Origin of the sequence: Streptomyces ipomoeae 91-03, assembly GCF_000317595.1 — a bacterium.
Lineage (GTDB): Bacteria > Actinomycetota > Actinomycetes > Streptomycetales > Streptomycetaceae > Streptomyces > Streptomyces ipomoeae.
Window position 1 is genome coordinate 1 of sequence record NZ_AEJC01000268.1, and the last position, 4,236, is coordinate 4,236.

A 4,236-nucleotide genomic window follows, 5' to 3' on the forward strand; every position below is an offset into this window, starting at 1 on the left:
CCCGACCCCACTCCCACGACGGGCGAACCGACGACGGCGTCGTCCCGGCACACAACGGAACCGGAGACGGCGCGCCCCCGGCATGCGTGCCGGCCCACGACGGCGTCGCCCCGGCACACAACGCAACCGCATACAACGCAACCGCACACAACGCAACCGCACACAACGGAACCGCACACAACGGAACCCGAGACGACATCGACCGGACGGCGCCCCACCCCGGACACCGTCATCTCCGCCCCCGCCCCCACGGTCCACGTCACCGCAGCGACCGGCGCAGGCGACGCCTTCGCCGCCGGCTTCCTCTCCGCCACCCTCCGCGGCCTCCCCGCCAAGGCCCGCCTCCGCCAAGGCCACCTCATGGCCGCCGCCACCCTCACCGCCCCCGGCGACCTGGCCGACCCACCCTCCCGCGCCCACGCCGACCGCCTGACCTCCCTGGACGACGACACCTGGGGGAGACTTCGACTCGGCCCCGGCTGGACAAAGGCACCGGACCGGGCCGAGGAGGAGGTACGCACCCCATGAGCCAGACCGTCGACCGCGCGCTGAGCATCCTGCCGCTGCTCGCGGAGGGCCCCGCCGACCTCGGCCAGGTCGCCGACCGCCTGGGCGTCCACAAGTCCACGGCCCTGCGCCTCCTGCGCACCCTCCACGAGCACGGCCTGGTCTACCGCCAGTCCGACCAGCGCTACCGCCTCGGCGCCCGCCTCTTCGCCCTCGCCCAGGAGGCCGTGGAGAACCTGGACGTCCGCGAGATCGCCCACCCCCACCTCGTACGCCTCAACGAACAGTGCGGCCACACCGTCCACCTGGCCGTCTACGAGGAGAACGAGGTCCTCTACATCGACAAGGTGGAGAGCCGCTACCCGGTCCGCATGTACTCGCGGATCGGCAAGCCCGTCGCGATCACGGTGGCGGCCGTGGCGAAGCTGCTGCTCGCGGACCTCCCGGAACCCGAGCGCCGGGCCCTCGCGGAGAAGCTCGACTACCCCATGTACACGCCCCGTTCGACCCCGAACGCCCTCGCCTTCCTCAAGGAGTTGGCGAAGGTCCGCGAACAGGGCTGGGCCACCGACCTCGGCGGCCACGAGGAGTCCATCAACTGCGTGGCCGCGCCCATCCGCGGCACCGACGGCCGGGTCGTGGCCGCGATGTCGGTCTCCGCCCCCAACGTCGTGGTCACCGCCGACGAACTCCTCACCCTCCTCCCCCTGGTACGCCGCACGGCGGACGCGATCAGCGGCGAGTACTCAGGCAGAACACCTACGACGAACCCCGCATGAACGACGCCTATGACGAACCCCGTATGAACGACTCGAAGGGCACCCCATGACCGAGAAGACCGCGATCACCCCCAAGACGCACACCACACCCCCCGCGAAGTTCTCCCACGGTGTCAGGAAGGGCAACATCCTCCAGGTCGCGGGCCAGGTCGGCTTCCTCCCCGCAGAGGAGGGAAAGCCGCCCACACCGGCCGGCCCGACCCTGCGCGAGCAGACCCTCCAGACCCTCGCCAACGTCAAGGCGGTCCTGGAGGAGGGCGGCGCCACCTGGGACGACGTGATGATGATCCGCGTCTACCTCACGGACACGGCCCACTTCGCCGAGATGAACGAGATCTACAACAACTACTTCGAAGAACACCTCACCACGGCCCCCGCGGCCCGCACGACGGTGTACGTGGGCCTCCCGGCCGGCCTCCTGATCGAGATCGACGCACTGGCGGTACTGGACAGCTGACGCCCACACCGCACCCGCCCGTCATCCCGCACCCGCTCGTCATCCCGCACCACCCCCCACAACCCCCGCACCCCGTACGACGCTTCACCCTGCCCGAAAACAAAATGAACCCACTCCGAGGACCCCCCCATGCCCGAAACCCCACCCCACACCGGCGGCCTACTCCTCCTCATAGACGGCACCGCGGGTCTCCTCACCGTCGCCGCCCTGGGCATCGCCCTCCTCCTCTTCCTGATCATCAGGACGAGACTCCAGCCCTTCGTGGCCCTCCTGGCCGTCTCCATAGCGGTAGGGCTCCTCTCCGGCCTGTCGGTCACAGAACTCTTCGGCACGGTCCAGCGAAGCGACGCCGTCTCGACGATCGAGTCCGGCATGGGCGGCATCCTCGGCCACGTGGCGATCATCATCGGCCTCGGCACGATGCTCGGCGCGATCCTCGAAGTCAGCGGCGGAGCCGAGGTGTTGGCGTCCCGCCTCCTGAACCTCTTCGGCGAGCGGCGGGCGCCGCTCGCGATGGGCCTGACCGGCCTGATCTTCGGTATCCCGGTCTTCTTCGACGTCGGCGTCTCCGTGCTCGCCCCGATCGTCTACGCGGCGGCGAAACGATCGGGCAAGTCGATCCTCCTCTACTGCCTGCCCCTGCTCGCGGGCCTGTCGATGACCCACGCGTTCCTGCCCCCGCACCCGGGTCCGGTGGCGGCGGCGGGCCTGCTCCATGTGGACCTCGGCTGGGTGATCCTCATGGGCATCGTCTGCGGCATCCCGGACAGGTCGCGGTCGCCGCGTGAGACCTGGGCGAGGAGCCGCAGGGTGTCGCCGGTGTCGCGGTACGGCGGGCGGCCAGTGGCGAGGTGGAAGAGGGTGGCGCCGAGGGAGAAGACATCGGACCCGGCGGTCGTCTCCTCTCCCCGCGCCTGCTCGGGCGAGGTGTAGGCGATCGTGCCGAGGGTGAGCGTGGTGCGGGTGATGTCGACGGCGTGCGAGATGCCGAAGTCGATCAGCCGTGGGCCGTCCGGCGGCAGCAGGATGTTCCCCGGCTTGACGTCCCGGTGCACGACCCCCGCCTCGTGCAGCGCGACCAGTGCCTCCGCCGCCCCGGCCGCCACCCACGGCACGGCGTCGGGCGGCAGCGGACCGCAGCCGCGTACGAGGTCGTCGAGCGCGGGGGCGGGGATGAACTCGGTGGCGAGCCAGGGCCGTTCGGCGTCCGGGTCGGCGTCGACGACGTTCGCCGTGCAGACACCGCCCACCCGCCGGGCGAGCCGCACCTCGCGCGCGAACCGTCTGCGGTCCGACTCGCTCACCACACCCTCGGCGAGCAACGTCTTGACGGCGACGAGCCGCCCACCGGGCGACCGCGCGACATGGACCCGGCCCATACCACCGGACCCGAGCCGCCCGAGCAGGCGATACGGACCGATGGCCTCCGGATCGTCGGCTCCCAGCGGCCGTACGCGTATGCCGGTGCCCTGCCCCTGCCCCTGCCGTACGCCCCGTATGCCGGGACCCTGCCCCCGGTCCTGCTCACGGCCCTGACTCCGACCCTGTCCCCGGCCCTCGCTCTCGCCCCCACCAGCGCCGCCGTTCACGCCCGGTCCCCCTGCTCGCCCCGCTGCCAGCCGTCCCGCATGCTCATGCCCATGCCACACGACGCATACGCGCGGCGCCCGGTTCCCCGGTGGGGGCGAGGTCGCGGAACCCAGATGTGGACATATGCCTGGCCCGACTGTTCCCGGCACAGGATCGTCGACCATACTGCCCGCTGTGGAGCAGCGCATTGGTTCGAACAGCCAGCCCCTGGCCGCCGCCGCGGTCGACCCGTCGCACATCCCCGGACTCACGGCCCCGGTGTCCGTGAAGAAGGAGAAGCAGGAGGAGCCGGAGGACACAAAGCCGACGGAATCCGCCGAGCCGGTGGAGACCGTGGAGCAGGACGAGGCTGCCCCGGAGCAGGAGGAGGCGGTCGGCAGGGCGAAGCCCGCCGCCAAGCTCTCCGCCAGGAAGGACGTCGAGAAGGACGTCCAGAAGGACACGGCCTCCGTCTCGGACGAGACAGACGCGGACGCGGAGGAGGCGGACTCGGGCGCTGACGAGGTGGACCCGGGCGACGAGGATTCCGAGGCCGAGACGGCCGACGGGCCCGTCTTCGAGGCGTCCGACCGCCGCGCGAGGATCGTCGCCGACCGCAGGGGCGTACGGCTGAAGCTGGACGACCAGGAGTGCGAGTTCCGCTGGGACGAGATCGGCGCGATCGAGACGGAGTCGCCGCGCTTCGGCAAGCGGTTCACCGTGACGGTCCACACCCCCGACCGCCGCTGGTATCCGATCGAGATCGAGGCGAAGTCGAAGTCGGACCACAAGAAGTGGGAGACCGAGATCGACGAGGTCCTGGACGCGTACTTCGAGGACGGCGAGGAAAAGGACCCGGCCGAGTCCACGAAGGCTGACAGCCAGGCCGAGTCCGAGGACAGCGACGACTGAAGTGGCATGGGG

At 70.8% G+C, this 4,236-nt stretch carries 3 protein-coding genes and 3 pseudogenes; 5 read left to right on the forward strand and 1 reads right to left on the reverse strand.

Going from position 1 to position 4,236, the window contains the following annotated elements; genetic code table 11:
- Positions 1 to 222: 222 nt before the first annotated feature.
- The 4 genes and pseudogenes from STRIP9103_RS46590 to STRIP9103_RS46595 form a co-directional block, all read left to right on the forward strand.
- Positions 223 to 528, forward strand: a pseudogene (locus STRIP9103_RS46590) (PfkB family carbohydrate kinase); the annotation flags it as partial.
- Positions 525 to 1,286: an IclR family transcriptional regulator gene (locus tag STRIP9103_RS17585; protein ID WP_009313826.1), complete on the forward strand. Its 762-nt coding sequence runs from the start codon at positions 525 to 527 to the stop codon at positions 1,284 to 1,286. The pseudogene STRIP9103_RS46590 and the gene STRIP9103_RS17585, both read left to right, overlap by 4 nt.
- A gap of 46 nt (positions 1,287 to 1,332) precedes the next feature.
- Complete coding sequence (locus tag STRIP9103_RS17590; protein ID WP_009313827.1) at positions 1,333 to 1,743, forward strand: RidA family protein; 411 nt, start codon at positions 1,333 to 1,335, stop codon at positions 1,741 to 1,743.
- 129 nt (positions 1,744 to 1,872) lie between these two features.
- A pseudogene (locus STRIP9103_RS46595) lies at positions 1,873 to 2,508 on the forward strand (GntP family permease); the annotation flags it as partial.
- A gap of 29 nt (positions 2,509 to 2,537) precedes the next feature.
- Here the strand turns inward: STRIP9103_RS46595 and STRIP9103_RS52785 are convergent.
- Positions 2,538 to 3,572 (reverse strand): annotated as a pseudogene (locus STRIP9103_RS52785) (serine/threonine-protein kinase); the annotation flags it as partial.
- Between STRIP9103_RS52785 and STRIP9103_RS17605 the strand changes: the two are divergent.
- On the forward strand, positions 3,457 to 4,224 hold the full coding sequence (locus STRIP9103_RS17605) for a prolipoprotein diacylglyceryl transferase (RefSeq protein ID WP_009313823.1): 768 nt from the start codon (positions 3,457 to 3,459) through the stop codon (positions 4,222 to 4,224). The pseudogene STRIP9103_RS52785 and the gene STRIP9103_RS17605 sit on opposite strands and share 116 nt — an antisense overlap.
- Positions 4,225 to 4,236 lie beyond the last annotated feature (12 nt).

Bases quoted from the DNA above. Each gene is read 5' to 3' on its own strand.
- STRIP9103_RS17590 (WP_009313827.1), top strand. From the start codon at position 1,333: ATGACCGAGAAGACCGCGATCACCCCCAAGACGCACACCACACCCCCC.
- STRIP9103_RS17605 (WP_009313823.1), top strand. From the start codon at position 3,457: ATGCCTGGCCCGACTGTTCCCGGCACAGGATCGTCGACCATACTGCCC.
- STRIP9103_RS17585 (WP_009313826.1), top strand. From the start codon at position 525: ATGAGCCAGACCGTCGACCGCGCGCTGAGCATCCTGCCGCTGCTCGCG.